Source organism: Cohnella mopanensis (assembly GCF_022352055.1).
Classification (GTDB): Bacteria; Bacillota; Bacilli; order Paenibacillales; family Paenibacillaceae; genus Cohnella; species Cohnella mopanensis.
In genome coordinates, this window is the sequence record NZ_JAKRWM010000008.1 from 97,902 (window position 1) to 116,611 (window position 18,710).

Below are 18,710 nucleotides of genomic sequence, written 5' to 3' on the forward strand. Positions count from 1 at the left end.
AACCCTCCACCTATTCAATCATGTGTAACGGAAGCTTCAACTGTACTACCGCGCCTCGGGGAACGGTATTGGAGAAGGTAATACTGGCCTTGTCCCCGTATAAGAGGCGGAGCCGATGCCAGATGTTCCAAACTCCGATGTGCTCGCCCTGCTCGTCCACTATGCGTTCGCCCGCATTCAGCAAGTGCAGCACATCGTCCCGGAAGCCGATCCCTTCGTCACGGACCGTGATAATCATATAAGAAGCGGTTGCAGATTCTTCAATCCGTACTTGAACCTCCAATACCGGAACCTCCTCCATCTCCGCGTAGGCATGTTTCAGGGTGTTCTCCACGAACAATTGGATAATAAGCGGAGGAACCGGCACCTGATGCATACGATCCGGAACGTCAATCTGGCAGACCAGCTTCCGCTGGTAGCGGAGTTCATGGATACCGATATAGTTACGGACATGCGCCAATTCGTCTTTCAGAGGAACGAAAGTCAGATTACTTCGGAACATATAACGGAAATACCGGACCAGTCGAAGCGTCATTTCTTTGATAAGCTCATAATCTTTATCGAGCGCTAAACTGTAGATCAGATTTAAGGTATTCATAAAGAAGTGCGGATTCATCTGAAGCTGGAGATGTTGGAGTTCCGCTTTCTGCTTATTTAATTGCTCTTCGTAAACGTGAATTTTTAGTTCTTCCATCTGCTCCATCATCCGGTTGAACGTGGCATGCACGAGCATGAATTCGTTTGACGTCCGGATGGGATCGATGCGGGTTTGAACGTAGCCGTCCCCGATCCGCTTCATGGCGGTCAGGAGCCTGTTGAGAGGAAGAAGGACCACCCTCCGAAGGAAGAAGAAGAACACTGGAAAAAGCAAGATGCCGATGATGGAAATATAAATGACGATTCGATTCAAATAGGGAAGATTCTGCACGACCGTTGAGGTGGGGATGATCGCGGCAAGACTGAAGTTACCCTTTGCCGAATGCTCCCTAACTATCAAGAAATTTTCGTCGGGACCGATCAGTTCCGTCTCCTGATTTGGCGTCCGTAAGGCGATGTCGTTCTCATCCAGATACGCTTCTTCCGTCAGCGGCTTATTCCGGTCATCAAGGAATAAGGACGCGCCGTTTGGTCCCAAATGGATATATGAAAGCGGATTTTTCAAAGTGCTGAGATTTACCCAAGCTCCGGTCCATGCGTCTCCCGTCCGAAAGAGCCGAAAGAGGTAATGGCCGCCTTCAATGTCCCTGACGAACCACCCGTTGCCAATTTCTGTTATAGGAGGATAAGCTAATAGAACGTTACGCATATATTCGGTCACTTTCGTATACTCCGTATCGTTTACTTGCGAGATCGCATCGGTAAAATCGTCGCGTTTGACGGAATAGACGAACATCGAATTCGCCACGGTTTTGTACATGAGCAAGTCTGTCGTTAATTGACCGTTAAGTCGAACTTTGGCCAGCATGTATTCGTCATCCGATGGAGGAGCGTCCACGATGCGGACATCGTAGTTGGAGGTGGCCAAGCTCAAAAGATACTGGTCGACAGTATTCAGTCCCGTATCGATCTGGTGCATGTATAGCGATATCATATTGCGGTTGGATATGGATACCTGATTGTGGACCACGCTGACGGCGTAGAAATTATAGTAATGAAGCAGCGCGATCAGCGGGCTTGCGATTAAGAAGACACCTAAAGCCAGTTTGAAGCGTATTGAGTTTATTCCTTCCCAAGGGTACAGCAGCGACTTCACCAGAGATCTACTCCATTCTCGAAAAGACTGCCGTTTATCCGGCGGTATGACTCATTATACAAATGAATATTAAATACTGCTAACAGATCGTAAAGTGATAATCCAAATCAATCTTAGATAATAAGCATTCATCGTCGCCACTACGAATTCGACCTTAGTACAACACAATTTCGACTTACTTGCTGGTGTGATTAACTTTCACTCCAGTCGATTTCCCTTAAAATTTACCATTTATTCAACGAAGGTGAAGCGAATCCGAGCTTGAATTGGAGCAGATCTGGGACGCCTTCTACAAGGTGGAGAAATTCCGAAGACGCTAATCGAATCAGCTTCGAGACCAGTTTGTGCAGATCCGCAAAACCACCCAAATGTCGCCGATGGACTTCATCACTCAATGTCGCATATGCCATGCCAAACAGAAACTGATGGACGATCTGGAGCGTCCGGTTGGCGCGATCGCCTACATGTGCAGCTATCCGAGCACGAGCTATCTCATTAAATGGTTCAAGTAAAAAAAGACGTGACGCCGGCAGCCTTACCGCCAGCACCACACCTTCCCGTAATCCTTCGTGAAAGTTCTTGTAAAATGGACGCCCTCTCTTAGGTTGTCCGATCTAAGGGGACTCTTGTTCTTGATCTTATATTTGTTTGCCAAAGTAACTGGTGCTGTCGTGGATTAATCACTTTCAGTTGTCTATCTGATCGTCTCCCCTGGCGCTCGACTTTCGAATCGCTGTTGTTTCGTTGGCAATCGGACAATGCTCTTGTCACCCGACAGCAGACACCGTTAACCAGGTTCAGTCACGTCGAAATCGATACATATAGCTAACAAGCTTGCATCATATACTGTTTAATACTAGAAAAGATTTCACTTTGTTTTTCTATCGAGAGGAGAAATATTTCATGAATAACGCACCGAAACAACATGGAACCACCCCTCCTATTCCGCAGCCTATCCGAAGCGACGGAGCCGGCGGCGTGGATCTGGGTCCCCGTGATGTGATACGGGATCTCGAGAATCCCGACATGCTCGTTCCTCCTGTCACAGATGCAGGTTTGCTGCCCAACTTAAAGTTTTCGTTCTCCGATACGAGCATGACATTAAATCACGGCGGATGGTCCCGCGAAATCACCGTTCGCGAAATGCCTATTGCGACAACGCTAGCAGGCGTAAATATGAGCCTAAAGCCCGGCGGAGTACGTGAACTGCATTGGCATCAGCAAGCGGAATGGTCTTATATGCTGTTAGGTAGCGCCAGGATTACTTCGGTCGACCAGGATGGGCGTAACTTTATTGCCGACGTCGGACCGGGCGATCTATGGTACTTTCCTCCGGGAATCCCGCACTCCATACAAGGCCTTGAGGAAGGCTGTGAATTTTTGCTCGTGTTCGATGATGGTAACTTTTCGGATCTCAATACGTTATCCATCTCCGATTGGTTTGCGCATACTCCCAAAGAAGTGCTGTCCGCCAACTTCGGCGTGCCACAAAGCGCCTTTCAATCGATCCCATCCGGGCAAGTATATATTTATCAAGATGAAGTTCCGGGTTCGATTAAGAGTCAAGAAATCGATTCTCCTTACGGGACGGTACCGCAAAGCTTCAAATACCAATTGTTGGCCCAAAAACCGATTAAAACGCCTGGAGGAAGCGTGAGAATCGTCGACTCCTCGAACTTCCCGATATCCAAAACGATTGCTGCCGCGCTAGTCGAGGTTAAACCCGGTGCTATGAGGGAACTTCACTGGCATCCGAATAACGACGAGTGGCAATATTACCTCACCGGCCAGGGACGCATGACGGTGTTCGCGGGGAACGGTACGGCTCGCACATTCGATTATCGTGCGGGCGATGTGGGGTATATCCCCTTCGCTCTCGGACATTACATTCAGAATACCGGCAATCAAACTTTATGGTTTCTAGAGATGTTCAAGAGTGACCGCTTTGTCGACATGTCGTTAAACCAATGGATGGCTCTCACGCCGCGTGAGCTCGTTCAATCCAATTTACACGTCGGACCAGAATTGCTCGATGCGCTGCGTAAGGAGAAATGGTCGGTAGTCTCCTATCCGGGATTTTTCTTTCAGCGGAAATGACGAGCAGATGGACAAACGTACAAACCATATTCGCTCCTCGGAATAAATTATTACCTAAGGATTAATTCGAGAGGAGCCTCCATTCCATGGTTAATAATCGTAAGGCGATTAGAGAGCAAGCTAAACGGATGATCGGGCAACCCGTCTGCGTTGAATTAATGAATGGGAGCTATTATGTCGGGAGAATCGTTGGCATCGCCAATGGTCAACTCGTTCTATCGGGGAAAAAGGGTCGCGGCCAATTACGGCGGGCTGCCTCGAAGCGTAATCGTAAAGTGCGCGTATCGGGCTTATTTTCCGGAGTGAGTTCACTAATGGGCAATGCCGGAGGTCTGGGAGTCGCCGAAGCAGGTGCAGCGGCGGCGCAGGACGGAGGCGGCGGTTTATTCGGAGGCTTCGGAGGTCTAGCCGGAATCATGGGCTTTTTCACTAAGGCTATGCCAATGGTAAAAATGGGAATGGGAGTCGTTAAAACGATTATGCCTTTATTCGGTGCTTTCAAAGCATAAGCAATCTATTTCCTCTGACTAGGATACATAACTTTCGTTATGTAACCTTTTTCTTATTACTAATGAAAAAGCCAGGCTTCCATAGCCTGGCTTTAATGTAATATCTCGCATAATCATTAAGTTAGAATGAACGCAACTTTCCCGTTAATGAAAGAGACTGCATCGAAGTTGCGGTAAACCCAAGTCTCTATTTTATTTCCACGCGCTGACGTGATGCTCGTACTTGCAGGATAACCCCATGACAATTTTACTTGATCCTTCGTCATACCAAGAGATACTTTACCGGCTTTGATCTGATTCCACGTCGATTCGGACCAGCGATACTTTTTCTTTGGATCATAACTGAACAAATAATACTCGTCCGTAAATTGCTCGCTTACAAAAGATGAAATCGTCGGAGAAGTTTTAATGGTCTTGCCGGTTGCTGATTTGAATACAACGACGAAATTTCCCGAAGCTTCAGGCAAGATATCGGTAACCGTCACCTTCGAGAAGCGCTCCCAATCCTCATAATGGTTAATCCAATAACTTCTCCCGATATACTTGGCAAGACTGCCTTGCATCGCCTTCTTGACAAGCGCTGCGGTATCGGTAGACACGACCGTCATCTTCGCTTCGCCGAAAGAAATTTCGGCCGTTTGCCATTTACCGTCCCATTGTACTTTGGCACCTGAGGCTGCGGTCAGCAGCTCTCCCGGGATGTAAAGTTCCCCTTTTTCCGTCAGTGGAGCAGCTTTAAGAGATACGGTTTCTCCGTTTATCTTCGCGCTCGGATTACCGGCTTTAAAGGAAAATGTCGCGTCTCCTATTCTCGCTTCGAAATTTCCGTTCGAAGGAGTAACAGACCCACCTAACGCTTGAATAACGGCTTTGGCTGGCACGAAAATATTGCCGTTAACTAGCTTAGCAAAAGTCAGATTGTTCTGTAGACTAGCGGATACCGTCAACGATTTCGTATAGCCGCCCGTCGTTACAGTAACTTGGATTTGACCTACTCCAAGCACCTTAAAGCGACCATCCGGTTGTAGCTCCAGCAAATGAGGTTTGTCTACGGAAACATTAGATGCGGTTGGCGCGACTTTGATCTTGGCTCCATTGGAATAAGTCTCCTGAATATTGAGTTTAAGGGATTCTCCTACGAAAGGCTTAAGCTCCGATATGGACACGTCCACTTGTTGGACATTCGGAACGTCTACGGGCTTGATTTCTTCGTCGTCATAGAGTACCCAGCTATTATCGCTCCGCTTTACATAGAAATGTTTGTAATCTGTATAAGGCGCAGTTTTAACGACTGTTCCGAGACCGGATATTTCATGATCCAGCTTCCAACGCGCCTGATATTTGCCGGTCTGCCATAGAGTTCCGTTTTTACGAGTGACTAAGAGTATGTCCGTAGAGTCAGGATCACCAGAAGTATATGCGATATGATCGGCATCTTGCGCAATTGTTACAGGAATGATTGTACCGTTGTCGTCGAAATTCGCATCTTCATACACGACGACCTGTCCGCTATTGAATAACAAGGCTACCCGGCCATAAGTCACTGACATAGACTTAACGGAATTCACATCGGTAATCGTTCCTAATTTCAAGTCTTTACCAGAATAATGTCCGACTAAGATCAAATCTCCGGTTCGAGTCAAGACCGCTAAGCTTTTAAATCTGTTTTCGTCAACTCCATAACCGATCATCGAGACGCCGTCGAGCCCTTTCACCTTTTTGGACCCCAACCAGACCGTACTGTCCGTCTTAAGCCAATATCCGTCTACTACTTGCTTTACATCGGTCTGGCCGGCAATGGGTCGGGGTCCGGTTCCAATGCCCCATTCCATTAGCTGACCGTCTTTCGATAAGGCTAATCCGCCATAATCATCGCCGGCAATGGAAGTGAGGCTACCCGGCGTTCGAATCATCCAATACCCATCCATTTGCGACCACAACGTGCCATTGTCCATCAGATATGTATGCTGCCCGACGATATCCGAGATCATAGACTCGCTATTAGCGGCAGCGGCTTTCTTGACGAATGGCCCGCCATTCAAGTCAAAACCCAACAATAAACCAATGGCTAATACGATTTGAAGCGACTTTCTCATTGCACGACCTCTTCCTCTGCCGGTTAATTGTTCCATTGACTAGATTTCGACAAGAAAAGCGATTTTACCTCCTTGAATTATGGTAGTAAAAAGCCCGCGAATTACGCGGACCCTTTGAAGCGAAGAAAGCAACCCCGACTAGCCGTGTAGCCAGCGGGGTTGAATACATAAACAGGATTCGCCATTTTATTTACGAAATAATACGGAGTAGCTGTTCACCAGTTTGATTTTTAGTGATTTTATATTACCTTGTTAGGTTATGTATGGTTATTTATATTGCCAGTACGTTCGCACAGATCGATCAAAAAAACCTCAACTAGGCATTAGTCGAGATTTAAGTAATCTAGGTCTTTGTACTGTACCACCTAGGGATCTTTACATATGCTGATTGGGTGATGAGCTATCACGAATAACAAATCGGAGGTGAATACTTTGAGCGGAAGCTGTGGAGGTTACGGCGGTATGCAAGCTGCTGCGTTTGTTCTTGTTCTCTTCATTCTGTTGGTTATCATCTTAAGAGCCGGTTACTAATAAACGATCGATAAGCCCGCGATGACATAAGCATCGCGGGTTTTTTATCGATTAGAAAAGCTTAAAGAAAAGGGTGCGGATGAGGATTTAGCTCTTGATAAGTCAGTAAGTTGTCCATATACCCTAGCCTCATCGGGACTTTCAACACTCTCTCTAATCCAGTCACGCGGACGAATTGTTGTCCAAAGGACATAGGTAACATCCCTGGAATCAACACTTTAACGCAATATAATCCGTTTTGTATCGTTTCTGGTGCAGTCTGGTCAATCACGATTACGTCAAGGTCAATTCGTTGGAATCGTTGAATCATTTCCTTTAGCTCAACAGTCAAATCTGGATGAACTACCCTTGGTTTAAACTCTTGCTCGAATGTGCTTAGAGGCCGATTCTGATCCAATAAAAAGCGCAATCGCGCTTCCGCTTCAGGAAGGCTGTACAGCAAGGCATGATCCTCCATTCGCTTAACAAGGTAAGGATCAGCCAACATTTGATTGTACAATCCACGGTTCTCGTTCAACGTGAGTCCAAGAAATGCAATATGTCCCGCGACTTCTTGAATCGCGCTTTTCGCAGCCCGAATCGGATCCAAGTGAGCTCCTCCAGCACAAATCAGATGAGCGCCTCTTCCCCCCTTGTTTCTCGCAATTGCCCATATGCTTGGAATGCCGCTTTCCATGGTCACGTTAAACAAAAACAAATCATAACCTGCTATTGTCTGAATTCGATCTATCATATGTTGCAGTTGTTGGTCCTTGGATGAATGAGGATCAATTTGAGGGACTGAAAGCCGCGCATACCACGTCAATAGGAATGAATCCCGTTCGACTACTTCCAACATGCCGTAAAAGATCGCTTCCTCCAAGCTCCCCCCCAATGCACATCCGTTCGAACCTTCCATGACCAAGCTGTTGTCTTTTCCTAAGCTATAATAAGCGAGGCTTTCAGGAACGAGAATTGGACAGTCTTTCATAAACGAATGTCCCCATACCCAATTAAGGGGGACATCGGGATCAAAGGGTTTGTATGGAAAATCAACCTCTGCATATTGCTCTGCCGAGTACATTCCTACTTCTACAGGGTTGAGCGCCCGGTTAGACAAGTTACGATAAGAGTCATGAACAACGGTTTTATTGCTGCGGGGAGTAATTCCGCAATAACGCTCCAAGCCTTCCAGTATTGCCGTTTGTTCACTTTGTGCATAGGTATGAGAGCGACCAGCCGAAGTTTCATTCCCCGTCGCAGTTGGCAGATTCACATCAACATTGGCAAATGGCGATAACAAATCAACCGTTTTTTTATTAAACAAGCCCGTCCGTTCATCCAAATACTGTTCGGCTAACCCTTTCCCTAGGTCATCCAACCTTTTGCATCGATAAGCTTCAGCATTTATTTTAATGCTTGGTTGCAGCGAGATTCTCGCGTTATCCGGTACATCGATGGGCAGATTACCGCAAAATGGACATAGGGGATTTGGCAAAAAGGAGTGAAGTGAACTTTTCATCGTCTTTAAATCGACTAAGTACACCGCTTTATCCGTGTGAACGGGTACTCCGCGAATGAATTTCTGAGCTTCAGCGGCGATCAAGTAGCCAGTCTGCAAAACGCCAAACCGCGATGTTGATGGATCACGTACAATTTCGCCTTGTAACAATAAAGTCATTTGTAGTTCCAAACTATTCTCTCGGTCCTGTCCCGCAGTAAAACTCCTTAGCTCAGCGCATTGGGTGCAGCCTGCATTACCCGGTTTAACCAGCGGACCAACTATGCCTTCGTCATATAAGATTACGCCTCTTAACCAAGGTATTCCGGCTTTTTGCAGCTCTTGCTCGGCTAACACATAATCGGAAGGGCGCCATACATCGGATAGCACCATAACTAATTTCGCCGATGCTGGGACGCCTGCATGGAAATCAATTAGTCGATCGACTTTATATTGCTTGGATAACTGATCGCTGACAAGCTGCGCTAACGTCCCTTCGCCGATGATCGCAACGACATCATTCACTCGAATATATCCTCCTCTCCCAGTCTGACGCCCAAAAGTGCTCCCAGATTATCGTTCAAGATGGGCTCTACCTTCAATTTATACACCAATAATCGCAAAGAATTGGATTTCAATACATCATAGGCATCTTGTATCGAACCCGCTTGAGCCGAATATGGAATCGCTTTGATTTCCACGTCTGTCACATGGGTTTCATCCAGATCGATCATCGGAATTTCTACAGCGTGCGCAACACCATATTCATTAGGATTTTGTGCCTTATGAAGTGCCGACTGAAGTGTCATCCTAAGCGTCGATGTCCTATTTAAACTTACACAGCCGTACCAATGTTCACCCGCTTTGAGCCATACGACCGGAAAACCGAACAAGTCGTCGCCCCATCCAATAGTCGGTACCCCGTACAACGTAGCCAATGCTTGTAAATAAAAGCGACAATGCTTATCCTCTACATCAGTAACCTTTACCTCACGGACTCTGGGCTTTTGGTTAGCCGTTCGCTTGATTAATTTTTTTGTTAAACACTTCTGCAGCCCTCTATACAAGGCTTCCTCGACCGTTTCCCCCGCCCCGACTTCGACTTGTTCCTGTTGCTCTTCATAAAGTTTTTTCCCCAATGAACGGCTCATTCTTGTTACGTAAGCTTCTATCCCGGCTAATCCCGCTTCTTTGCGCGCTTCCACATGCGTCAAGCCTGAGCAAATGATAATCGGAAGAAGCTCGGCAGGTCCTTCCGACAGAGGGTCAACCGATTGAACGAGACATTGCGAGATCGGAAGCTGGCTTAGATCCCCCTCTGACCATTGATGTAATATCCCTGAATACGGTGAAGTAATCTGGTTGATAAACGATAGGAATTCGTTAGGGTTAGGGTCAGTATTGCGATCTTCTTCTTCAGCTGGCGCAAATAAATGATCCCAAGAGTGAACCTGTTCAGCCGAAATTCCTTGCGTTATGAGCGGGTGGGGTAGGATCGAATGATAACTTCCTTCCAACGTGTACAGATCCATCACGTAAATGGGATTAATCAACTCCGACTCCGTTATTTCTGTCAACGATCTAAACATTTCTGATACGATAATATGGGTAAGGATTGGCCCAGCAGTAAGACGGATTATAGGAGTTAATGGACCCTTACGAATGACCGCTTGATGAATACGCCTCCTTGCAGAGCTCCAACAAACCTCAGAATTCGGTGTCACTAACGGCCCCGCAATACCCGTTTGTCCTATGCACGTAGCGATGAGAAGTGCCTTATTTTCAGCCCGACAAGCAGCTTGGATTGGATCGATTTCTTCTGCCGACATCTGATCACTGGCATACAATATCCAATCATAAGGCTGAACCGTGTCCCTCCAAGCATGCGTGGATCTGAAAGGCATGGCCACTTGACGGATTACGGCATTGAGGTCTGTTTTCTTAGCATTATCAACTAACGTAAACAAAGATTGCCTGTTTGTCGGTTCCGAGTCGGTAAGCATGACATGGACATCTGACAATCCCGAATCGAATAGACACGTAACCAATGAAAGCAGTAACGAGCCGGCTCCAACCGCTAATACGTTAACCCTTTCATCATTAAATTGGGTAATCATAATGTCACTCCCTCCCTCTTTCTCCTATCCCGGGAAGTTATTAATCGTTGTAGACGAGAGCCCACCTATCAAATAAGGTATGGCTTTGCGCGACAAATGGTGTATTTAGCGGTTGTAATTCGTTGAACTTCTAAGGAAATCCTGATGCCACTAAAGCTCGAAAATAAAGAAAAATCCCGCTTCATTCGCGGGATTTCATTTGATGATCTATTTGATTCAGATTAGCAAATTTTTGATTTCGTTAAGGATAAGCAGAGATACGATCAGCAATGCAGCGAAACGAACGTGTCTCCGTTTATCATGATTATATTCCATCCGTGTTCACCCTTTCTCCCATTTCTAAGGTGTCCTTTCTACGTCTCTTCCCATCCTGAATAATCTCATTTTAATCATCATATAGTTAGGTTGTCAACCTATTTTATTTGTGCTATAAGTAGATGATGATGTTGAATATTTCTCTGACGAAATGAGGAGATTACGATGGGCAATGAACATCAGGATGAAATAAAGTTACTCATGCATTCCTTCGAGAAATTCGCCAGATTGGATTGGCACAAACATACGATGTTTGGTCTTAAACCTAGCGAGATTAAAGTTTTGCTTACGATTAAACAGCTATTATCCGCAAAAGAAAACAACGGAGTCACAGTCTCGGAAATCAGCAACAGGCTGGCAGTAACCTCCCCTACCGTTACCCAAATCATTAAACGATTGCAGGATACGGGCTGTATAGAGAAGACCGTTGATTCTCAGGATAGAAGAATTGCTTCCATTAGATTAACGGAAAAAGGATTATTGATTACTAAAAGAGTCGGCGAGCAATTCGCGGCATTGTTTACAGGTCTTATTGCCAAATTAGGACAAGACCGGAGCAATCATCTTATAGATTTATTGAACCAAGTTTATGATTACCTGGATAAAGTAAATAAAGAGCTCTTGGATTAGTCTTCTCCTTACAATAAAGGACGCAACGGATTTATCATCCGCTGCGTCCTTTATTCACAGTATTAATGCACATCTACGCTTTGAAGTTTTTGTTTATTGTCGAGCGCATCCTCCGATGAGCTTGGTTGCTTATCGTTTGATGTACGTAACGGGATTTCCTTCAAGAAGAAAGTAAGCACTAATCCTACGGCTACCAGTGTAGCGCCTAGTAAAAATACCGTGGATAAGGAATCGTTTAGTACCGAATGCAGCATGTCAATCATTTGAGTGAATAAAGGTTGAACCTGTTCAGGAAGCTTCGCGTGCAGTTGCTCAAGCAGCGGCTGATTCATCAACGTCCGAGGATCCATAAGCTGCGTTAGCTGCGCCGCAGTCTCGGGATCCGCTTGGGATAAGTCAACGCCCGAACCCGAACCCATGGCCTTATCCAAGTTGCGCGTCATAACGGAGTTCATGACGGAGCCGAATATCGCGATCCCAATCGTGCCTCCTAAGTTACGGAACAGAGTCGAGGTTGCCGTCGCTACGCCAAGCTGATTCGGCGGCAACGCATTTTGTACGGTTAACGTGAATACCGACATGCTCAGCCCTAATCCGATACCGAAGACAGCCATGCTCGCAACGGCCATCGCCACGCTATGCATATTGGCTAGCATGATCATGCTGCCGATCATAACGACCATTCCGATTAATCCGAACCTTTTGTATTTCCCCGACTTGGATATCCAACGTCCGACTAACGTACTGAGGATGATCATCGTCAGAGACATTGGAATATTCACGAATCCCGATTGCGTAGGAGTCAAGCCTTCCACGCCTTGCACGAAGAACGGCAAATAGATCATTGCCCCCATCATGCCTGCATTCATTAAGAACCCAACGACGAACGAGATCGTAACGATACTGTTCTTAAATAGAGAAAGCGGCAAAACAGGGCTTTTGGCTTTCCGTTCAATGAAGATTAAGATGATAATACCGATGACCGCGGCTGACATCAGACCCACGATTTGGGCAGAGCCCCAAGCGTATTTATTGCCTCCCCATGAGAAACCTAACAGAAGGCTAACGATAGATGCCGACAACACAAGCGATCCCCAGTAATCGATCGATTCCGTAGTAACGCGAGGCGTCTTAGGGAACATTCGCCAGATCATGACGAAAGCCACGATTCCTAGAGGGAGAAAGCTCCAGAACAACCATTTCCAGTCCATATGATCGATCATGACTCCGCCAAGTGTTGGACCAAGGATACTGGAAAACCCGAAGATGGCCATCATGATTCCGGTCCATTTGGCCCTCTCGCGCGGAGCGAACAAATCCCCTACCGCCGTGACCGTCGTGGACATCAAAACTCCGGCTCCAACGCCTTGAATCGCGCGATAAATGATCATTTGATAAATGTCCGCCGACAATCCGGTTAAGAAGGAACCTATCATGAAGATCACGATTCCGCCGAGCAAGAACGGTTTACGCCCATAGATGTCGGACAGTTTGCCAACTAGTACGGTCGATATCGTTGACATCAGCATGAAAACCGTGATGACCCAAGAATAATATTCCATGCCCCCAAGCATGGCCACGATCCGCGGCATCGCCGTGCTGACGAGCGTTTGGTTAATGGCTGCAAAGAACATCGCCGCCATCAAAGCGATCATTACCGTTACTTTTTGTTTCTGCGTTAAATGGTTCACTAACGTTCCGCCCTCTCTTGTATCTATACCGTTTCTCCACAGCTTTATTAAAACATAATTTAATTAGGTTTACAACCTATTTAATTGTCGAAAATGATATTATCAACGAAAAAAAGAACAGCCCGGCCTACCATGCCGCCTTAGTTAGGGCAGCGTAGCAGACTGAACTATTATCCGAATCGATAAGATCAATCAAACAAATGTTTGGCTTCTTTATCGAAGTATTCAAAAACTTGATCCAACAAAACGATAAGCGTTTCGCTTTGTTCTTTCCCTAATTTCTCGATAAGTCCTGTAAAAGCTTGTTCGATTCGCTTGCCCATCTTATCCACGATTTGCTCGCCGGCTTCCGACAATCTAATATCGGATACCCGTCGATCCCTTGCATCGACTGCCTTCTCGATGTATCCGTTCGTATGCAAGCTCTTGATAATCTGCGTGACGGTAGGCGAAGTAATGGCGAGTCTTCTACTGATTTCGGAAACCATGACCCCTTGGTCGTTCTCGCGTGAAATTTCCCTAATCCGCATCAGCACCCGGAGCTCGCTAGGTTTTATACGTTGAATGGATTGCCTGCGCCAATCGGCTTTGGCAAACCTCTCGAAAGTTTCGATTAATCTTCTCGTTTCCGGAGTGATCTCGCTTTTCATAGCTACCCACCTCATTTCTAAAGTTAAGTGTACATGATATTAGAAACGGGTTCAATGTGCCAGTCCCTTTGACGTCATTGGAATCGCAAATTGGGAATCCGATCCGCGATATTGCTCATCGCCTGCTTTAATTGGCGGTTATCGACGTGCGTATAGATTTGCGTCGTCTCGATGCTAGAATGGCCGAGAAGCTCTTGAAGCGTACGAATATCCGTACCTCTGCGAATTTGCATCGTGGCAAAAGAATGCCTAAGCTTGTGGCTTGAAAGTTTTTTATCCCTTAAGGCGGGCATTCTTGCAGCCAGTCTAGCAAGCGTCTCGTCCGCGAGCGTCTGGATCATACGAATAGACAACCTGCGACCGAATTGGGAGACGAAGAACGCCTTTTCCTTGCTTTGCCTCGGAACGATTCTTTTCTCCAACGACAGACGCATGAACGCATGAATGGCTTCAGGCAACGGAATTACGCGCCACTTACGCCCTTTCCCCAGAATATGGATCAGCCCGTCTTCCGTTAAGTCCATCGTGTTCAGCCGGTGCACCTCTCCAACCCTTAGCCCGGCGTATGCCATGAGAAACAGGATCGTCACGTTGCGAACCCGGTACTTCCCTTCGATCGCACCGAACATCGTTTCCAGCTGTTCCTCTTCTAGATAGACGGGAATTCTATTCTTCTCTTGCTTAGACTTGGCAACGGCAGCAGCCGGATTACTCTTTAACAACTCTAATTCTATTAATGCCCGGTACAATGCCCTTAACGAGGATAGTTTACGATTCCTCGCTTCATCTCCTGCTCCCCGTTCGCGGGAAGTGGATAGAAAACCCATCACCTCGAGTTTGCCCGCTTGATTCAATTCCATCGGATAGATGGAATGAAGATAATTGCGCGTATCATTCATGTATGCTCGCTGCGTTGCTTGCGTCATGCCCCGATTTTTCATCCAGATGAGAAACATGCGCAATTCCGTTTCATACTTTTCCGCAACCTCATGTTTGTTCATTTTCAAGCGTTCCCCCAGATGACTTCGTGCCTATCAGACTATTAATCATACCGAATAATCGGCTTACAATGCAAATTGCGTGAAATTCATATTTCATGCAATTAAATTCGGTTATTACATCAATCATTTAGTACCATTTTATGATATCATTAGGAATAAAAAGTCTCTAGTATACAACTATTCTAGGAGAATTCCATATGAGAACTAAAACTCTTTTAGTAACACTAGCAATAGCTTCTTTGATGTTAGGTGGTTGTACATTGGCAGGCAGAGCAGTTAAAAAGGAAGTTGAGGCTCAATTAAAAGATAAATATAAGGAAGAATTTATTGTAGATAGCGTGATGAATCGCCGCGAATCTTCATACAATTCTTTATCCGAAGTGCCGGGATATAAGGTGATGGCACACTCTAAATCACGTCCGAAGTATAAGTTTCAGGTACAAATTGACAAGGATTATGGCAGGATGCATGACGATTACGGAGTTACCATTATGAGCGAACAGCTTCAAGAGCTGTCGGATAACAACAATGCCCAATTCTTTGAGGGGAACATTATAAATTTCTCCAATTGTGTTATTGGCTTGTACGATGATGGAGATCAGCTTAATATCGATCCCAAAAATAATATTGGCCATTGTAGAGTGGATATCGTCATGGAGACCGAAAATGAGCCAGATAAAGAAGAGGAGAAACAACGAATAAAGAAAATCGCTGAGTTTTATATCAATGAAAAAATATCTAATTTTGGTGTAACTGTCTTTTTCGTCAGGCCGTCGCATTTTACAGGTATTGAATCAATTTATTTCTCTCATCAGCGAAATTTTTACGACTATGTGGAACATAAGCCATATGGTACTGGATTCGGATTTCTAACTATTAATTCGGACAATCTTGACAGCATTCTTGATAGAACCAACTATTAATTAATACGGGTGGAGCGTAAAAAAGGAATGCACTTGTGGCATTCCTTTTAAGCGTTATTTTGGGGATATTATAATGGAATGGAGCCTATACGCCCAGTTGCATACGAAGCGTGACCTCGCGTGTTCTCGAAAGCTTGAACGGCTGCCGTCGCAACTTCGATATCTTGAGCGCTCGTCCCTCCGCTCACGCCGATCCCTCCGACAATTTTACCTTCGTGCATTAGAGGAATACCACCGCCTAGAATAACGAGTTTACCATGGTTCGTTGTATTAATGCCGAACGTTGGCCCGCCTGGTTGCGCGGATTGAGCAAGGTTGGCCGTAGGCATCTGCATCGCCACGCTAGTCCAAGCTTTGCTTTGTGAAATGTCGATTCCGGCTATCCGCGCATTATCCATCCGGTGGAAAGCGACCAGATTCCCTCCCTCGTCTACAATAGCGATATCGCTGTTAAGTCCCATCTGCCGGGCTTTTTGTTCCGCAACGGCCATCAATTTCTTAGCCGTATCCAAGGTCAATTTGTACAATCTATCCACTCCTTCTTCGTTGCCGCTTCATGGATAAATTATGACCGTTCAGTCGAATAGGTGAATATCCAGTTACTAATCAGCGCGGAAAAGCCCACTGCCCGCTTTAAATAACAGGGACAATGGGCTTTTCGCTTAAGTCGCTAGTATACGGTTGTTATCTAGGCGTAACCGCATTTTCTTCAGAAATGACAAGAACGATCTCGGCGTTCGTTATACCGGGTAACGAATCCGTCATTTCAGGAGAATGATAAGCTACGATTTTCGTGCCTGCTCTTAACTCCGTGCCACCTGCTAGAAGGGGGATCACTTTAGTCGAGTCTGAAATATTCAGGATCACGTCGTTTGCCGTAGATGCATCAGAACCTACATTCACGTAAACTTGTCCCTTGGTCGTACGGTCCGATGCAACGATCGTTCCTTCTACTTTAACCGCGTTCGAAATCGCTTTAATCACGATTTTATCGGCATGCGTTTGAGCCGGATAGATCATGGTCATTACCGGACCATACGAAGCAGCGACGCGGATATCCACTTTAATAGCATCTTTCGTTAGCGGATTCCCGTTCTCGTCGACAATTTCCGTATCCTCGTCAACGGTGAGAATGACATAATTGGTCCCGCCTTGTTTCATCGGATCTCCAATCACGGTAATCGTCTTGTCGGTTACGTTGGTAATGATTCCTTCCGTTCCGGCAGCCTCTTCCGTTTCTTTAACCGCAGTATTCACCACGACATAATTCGTAGACGATTGCGGAGGAATGCTCATCGTAGCTGCAGGGCCATAGAAGGCTTTAATGCCCATGCCCGGCTGGATCTCGCTTGCTTTGATTGCTTTACCTTCCTGATCGATGATCGAAGCCTTCTCCGCGAAATGCAGCAAAACAGAACTTTCATTGTCGGAATACAGATCCTTGCCCGTCACGAGAATTCCCTTATCGCTTACGGATGTTACCGTACCTTCGATTCCAAGGAAGCTTTTATCTTGGACAACAAGCGTTAACGCTTGTCCGATCGGCGGTAGACTTCTAGTAATGTTAGGACCGTAGAAAGCTTTGACGACTTTTTTACCGTCTATTATCGTTTGTAGAGCAACTTTTTTACCTTTGGAATCTATGATCTTAGTATCTTTGGTAATGGATAGAATGATTTCGCTTTGATCGTTCACGGCAAGTCCGCGACCGGTAACGGTAATAAACTTGCCTGATTTATCGTTTACGAAATTCGTGATTTGCCCCATAGTTGCCGGAGCTGCTTTCGTTTGATTAACGATGAAGCCTTGCCCGTTATGAATCGTCGGAGGCGGAACGTCCTGCGCGGTCGCTGCCATCGGCATCACTGTCATCGCTAGAATGGAAGCCGTCGTTAACACCTTTTGCATTTTTTTCATTTGTCATTCCTCCAGTAAGTTGTGTAGGTGAGCATCATACGAGTATGGAGTATCGCAAATGCCGCAAAAACTATTGTTAAATCTTGCTTGCTAACAACGTCCTAGACGTAGCTACTGTTGGAATGTTGCAGGACTTGCGGATACGGCTTATTCGTATTCGGTAAATGTGATCAGAATGTGACAATCCCTTCTATTTATCGGTAAATCAATCAAATCGTTCAAGAAACTTAGAGTCGCTGTCCATGAGAAGATGACCCTCTTCTAGCTCTATTTCCATTAAACCAGGCACAGTACCCTCCGAAAGCTTAATCGGCTGTTTGCTCCCCAATAGGATCATATTTCGAATTTCGGAGTCGTTCTTCGCGGGAAGGGTATACCCTTTCGTGTAGGGATACGCTTCTCTAAGCGTCGAAAAGATCGCATTAATCAGCCTATCGTTTTTCGGTTTACCGAATACGTTCATCAGAAGGGTTCCCCTAGCATTCAATTTCCCGCTTGTCATCTGCAAGAATGGTAATGTGGTGAAATGAAACGGTGTTCCCTTAGGCGTAAATGCATCCAAAACAATATAATCGTAACAATCGGAATGTTCGTTGTTCAGCATCTCGCGTCCGTCTCCGACAGCCACGTTATCTAATTGATAATCGAACAACCGTCTGCTTAATTCCACGACCTTTGCATCGATTTCGGCAACCTTTACTCTCTTATCCGGATGATGGCTAGAGATCGTCCCAATCCCGTGTCCAATTATGAATACTTGGTCGAATAACGGTTCAATTAATGCCATTAATTGAATGACGGCTTTCTGATAGTCCAATACGATCCTTTTCGGATCTTTAAGGTCGATCGCTCCTTGTATCGCATCGTCCGCGAATTGCAGGCATCGAAATTTGCCCAGCTTTCCATATAACTGAGTTGTCTCAACCACCTTAATCTCAGTGTTATATTCGCTAGATTCTTCGGCTAGTACATACACAATCCGCGACCTCCTTCAGGCAAA

The 18,710-nt window shown here is 45.9% G+C and carries 16 protein-coding genes; 5 read left to right on the forward strand and 11 right to left on the reverse strand.

The genetic code is table 11. The features are described 5' to 3' along the window. Window positions 1–10: 10 nt before the first annotated feature. Window positions 11–1,753, reverse strand: coding sequence for a sensor histidine kinase (locus tag L3D05_RS13370; protein ID WP_239616556.1), 1,743 nt, complete (start codon window positions 1,751–1,753; stop codon window positions 11–13). Window positions 1,754–1,977: 224 nt separating this feature from the next. Beyond that, window positions 1,978–2,304 carry a hypothetical protein gene (locus L3D05_RS26890; protein ID WP_239616557.1) on the reverse strand — a complete coding sequence of 109 codons (327 nt, stop codon included), beginning with the start codon at window positions 2,302–2,304 and terminating at the stop codon, window positions 1,978–1,980. Window positions 2,305–2,656: 352 nt separating this feature from the next. Between L3D05_RS26890 and L3D05_RS13380 the strand changes: the two genes are divergently transcribed. Together L3D05_RS13380 and L3D05_RS13385 are read left to right on the forward strand one after the other, a co-directional pair. Then, complete coding sequence (locus tag L3D05_RS13380) at window positions 2,657–3,850, forward strand: oxalate decarboxylase family bicupin (protein WP_239616558.1); 1,194 nt, start codon at window positions 2,657–2,659, stop codon at window positions 3,848–3,850. 86 nt (window positions 3,851–3,936) lie between these two features. Further along, the gene (locus tag L3D05_RS13385) at window positions 3,937–4,359 is read left to right on the forward strand and encodes a hypothetical protein (RefSeq protein WP_239616559.1); all 423 of its coding nucleotides are present in this window, start codon (window positions 3,937–3,939) and stop codon (window positions 4,357–4,359) included. Between the two features lie 116 nt (window positions 4,360–4,475). Here the strand turns inward: L3D05_RS13385 and L3D05_RS13390 are convergent, their stop codons facing one another. Next, window positions 4,476–6,455 carry a stalk domain-containing protein gene (locus tag L3D05_RS13390; RefSeq protein ID WP_239616560.1) on the reverse strand — a complete coding sequence of 660 codons (1,980 nt, stop codon included), beginning with the start codon at window positions 6,453–6,455 and terminating at the stop codon, window positions 4,476–4,478. A gap of 432 nt (window positions 6,456–6,887) precedes the next feature. Between L3D05_RS13390 and yjcZ the strand changes: the two genes are divergently transcribed. Continuing rightward, complete coding sequence (yjcZ, locus tag L3D05_RS13395) at window positions 6,888–6,986, forward strand: sporulation protein YjcZ (RefSeq protein ID WP_439647949.1); 99 nt, start codon at window positions 6,888–6,890, stop codon at window positions 6,984–6,986. A gap of 61 nt (window positions 6,987–7,047) precedes the next feature. On the opposite strand, the gene L3D05_RS13400 is transcribed toward yjcZ, so the two are convergent. Beyond that, the gene (locus L3D05_RS13400; protein WP_239616561.1) at window positions 7,048–8,991 is read right to left on the reverse strand and encodes a TOMM precursor leader peptide-binding protein; all 1,944 of its coding nucleotides are present in this window, start codon (window positions 8,989–8,991) and stop codon (window positions 7,048–7,050) included. Next, window positions 8,988–10,583 (reverse strand): bacteriocin maturation protein, encoded by a 1,596-nt coding sequence (locus L3D05_RS13405; protein WP_239616562.1) that lies wholly within the window; start codon window positions 10,581–10,583, stop codon window positions 8,988–8,990. Before L3D05_RS13405 ends, L3D05_RS13400 begins: the two co-directional genes overlap by 4 nt. 480 nt (window positions 10,584–11,063) lie before the next feature. Here L3D05_RS13405 and L3D05_RS13410 point away from each other — a divergent pair, with 480 nt between their 5' ends. Further along, the gene (locus tag L3D05_RS13410) at window positions 11,064–11,528 is read left to right on the forward strand and encodes a MarR family winged helix-turn-helix transcriptional regulator (RefSeq protein WP_239616563.1); all 465 of its coding nucleotides are present in this window, start codon (window positions 11,064–11,066) and stop codon (window positions 11,526–11,528) included. 62 nt (window positions 11,529–11,590) lie between these two features. On the opposite strand, the gene L3D05_RS13415 is transcribed toward L3D05_RS13410, so the two are convergent. The 3 genes from L3D05_RS13415 to L3D05_RS13425 form a co-directional block, all read right to left on the reverse strand. Continuing rightward, on the reverse strand, window positions 11,591–13,219 hold the full coding sequence (locus tag L3D05_RS13415) for an MDR family MFS transporter (protein ID WP_239616564.1): 1,629 nt from the start codon (window positions 13,217–13,219) through the stop codon (window positions 11,591–11,593). 188 nt (window positions 13,220–13,407) lie between these two features. Further along, window positions 13,408–13,869, reverse strand: a complete 462-nt coding sequence (locus L3D05_RS13420) for a MarR family winged helix-turn-helix transcriptional regulator (protein ID WP_239616565.1) — start codon at window positions 13,867–13,869, stop codon at window positions 13,408–13,410. A 74-nt stretch (window positions 13,870–13,943) separates the two neighbouring features. Further along, window positions 13,944–14,870, reverse strand: a complete 927-nt coding sequence (locus L3D05_RS13425; protein WP_239616566.1) for a tyrosine-type recombinase/integrase — start codon at window positions 14,868–14,870, stop codon at window positions 13,944–13,946. 197 nt (window positions 14,871–15,067) lie between these two features. Between L3D05_RS13425 and L3D05_RS13430 the strand changes: the two genes are divergently transcribed. After that, window positions 15,068–15,793: a hypothetical protein gene (locus L3D05_RS13430; protein WP_239616567.1), complete on the forward strand. Its 726-nt coding sequence runs from the start codon at window positions 15,068–15,070 to the stop codon at window positions 15,791–15,793. 68 nt (window positions 15,794–15,861) lie between these two features. On the opposite strand, the gene L3D05_RS13435 is transcribed toward L3D05_RS13430, so the two are convergent. The 3 genes from L3D05_RS13435 to L3D05_RS13445 all read right to left on the reverse strand — a co-directional run bounded on the left by L3D05_RS13435 (window position 15,862) and on the right by L3D05_RS13445 (window position 18,686). Continuing rightward, window positions 15,862–16,320 carry a GlcG/HbpS family heme-binding protein gene (locus L3D05_RS13435; RefSeq protein WP_239616568.1) on the reverse strand — a complete coding sequence of 153 codons (459 nt, stop codon included), beginning with the start codon at window positions 16,318–16,320 and terminating at the stop codon, window positions 15,862–15,864. 157 nt (window positions 16,321–16,477) lie between these two features. After that, window positions 16,478–17,710, reverse strand: coding sequence for a peptidase (locus L3D05_RS13440; RefSeq protein WP_239616569.1), 1,233 nt, complete (start codon window positions 17,708–17,710; stop codon window positions 16,478–16,480). Window positions 17,711–17,915: 205 nt separating this feature from the next. Next, window positions 17,916–18,686 carry a spermidine synthase gene (locus tag L3D05_RS13445; RefSeq protein ID WP_239616570.1) on the reverse strand — a complete coding sequence of 257 codons (771 nt, stop codon included), beginning with the start codon at window positions 18,684–18,686 and terminating at the stop codon, window positions 17,916–17,918. Window positions 18,687–18,710 lie beyond the last annotated feature (24 nt).